Below are 1716 nucleotides of genomic sequence, written 5' to 3' on the forward strand. Positions count from 1 at the left end.
ACACGCATCATCCCCGCGGTCATGTGATAAAGATTGTGGCAGTGGAACGCCCAGTCGCCGACCGCATCGGTCGTCACGTCGAACGTCATCTTGCCGCCAGGCGCTACATTCACCGTGTGCTTGCGAGGCGCCAAGTCGCCATGCCCGGTCACCAGTTCAAAGAAGTGCCCGTGCAAGTGGATTGGGTGCGGCATCATCGTGTCATTGATCAGGGTGACGCGCGCGCGTTCGTCCTTGCGGAACGGGATGGGGTCGGCGGGGTCGCTGAGCTTCTGGCCGTCAAAGCCCCACATATAGCGCTCCATATTGCCCGTCAGGTGGATCTCCAACTGGCGCGCCGGGGCACGAGCGTCCGGGTTGCGATCCAGCGCGACAAGGTCGCGATAGGTGAGCACGCGATGATCGACGTCCTCCAGCCCCTGCGGCGGCTCGGCCGTGCGGTCCTTCGGCATCGGCGAGATGGTCTGCACCCCCGGCCCCATCTTGACGCCGGGCGCGTTCTTCGGGTTGCGCATGTTCATGTCCATGCCCCCGGAGCCGTGATCCATTCCGGCCATCCCACCGGCCTGCCCTGCACCGCCTTGCATGGCGCCGTGGTCCATCCCCGCCATGCCGCCGCTGCCCGTCTGGCTTGGGGTTATGCCCGACGCGCTGGCACCCATTTGGCTGTGGTCCATTCCCGCCATCGCGCCGGAGTTCATTTGGCCATGATCCATGCCGGCCATGCCGGCCATCCCGGACGCAACCGCGACCGCCCCGTGGTCAGTCGGTCCCTTCCAGCCGGTTAGCTTCCACAGGTTACGCGATGCGTTCTGCTGGACCGTGGGGTCGAGGCCGCGCTTCGCCACCGGGTTCTCGTCGGACATCCCCGACATTCCCTCCATCCCCTTCATGCCTCCCATATCCATGCCCATGTCGGTCATGGTCAGGAGCGTGCGCGGGCGAAGCGGCGGGACTGGGGCGATCATGCCCTCGCGCGGTGCCAGGGTGGCGCGCCCCATGCCGGAACGGTCGATCGCTTCGGACACGAAGCTGTAGGCGCGGTCGCCGGGCGTCACGATCACGTCGAACGTCTCCGCGACCCCGATCTGGAACTCGTCCACTTCGACGGGCCGGACGTTCTGGCCGTCGGCCTGCACCACTGTCATTGGCAGGTCAGGGATGCGGACGTTGAAGTTGGTCTGCGCCGCGGCGTTGACGATGCGTAGCCGGACGCGCTCCCCCGGCCGGAAGAGACCCGTCCAATTGTCGTAAGGCCCAAAGCCATTGACCAGGAAGGTGTAGGTCGAACCCGTGACGTCCGCGATGTCCGCCGGGTCCATCCGCATCTGCCCCCACTTCAGGCGATCCTTGAGGGGCATTTCCCGTCCGGCGAGCAGTCCACTCAGCGTCGGGCGCTGATAGTTGAAATAGGCACCGCCCATCTGCTTGAGCTTGCGGAAGATCTCCTCACCGGTCATCTGGCTGTGATCGGAGAGCACGATCACATGCTCGCGGTCGAATGCGATCGGGTCGGGTCCCGCGGGATCGATGACGATGGGGCCGTAGAGCCCGCCCTGCTCCTGCTCGCCCGAGTGGCTGTGGTACCAGTAGGTGCCTGACTGCACGACTGGAAATTCGTACACGAAAGTCGAACGTGCCTTGATGCCGGGGAAACTGATGCCCGGCACGCCGTCCATTTGGAACGGCAGAATGAGGCCGTGCCAGTGGATCGAG

Annotated in this window: 1 protein-coding gene; it reads right to left on the bottom strand. The window is 65.1% G+C overall.

What is annotated here, in order from left to right; genetic code table 11:
- A partial coding sequence (locus IL54_RS01865; RefSeq protein ID WP_037472620.1) for a multicopper oxidase domain-containing protein occupies positions 1-1716 on the bottom strand: 1716 nt, incomplete at both ends.

This window comes from Sphingobium sp. ba1, assembly GCF_000743655.1.
GTDB lineage: Bacteria > Pseudomonadota > Alphaproteobacteria > Sphingomonadales > Sphingomonadaceae > Sphingobium.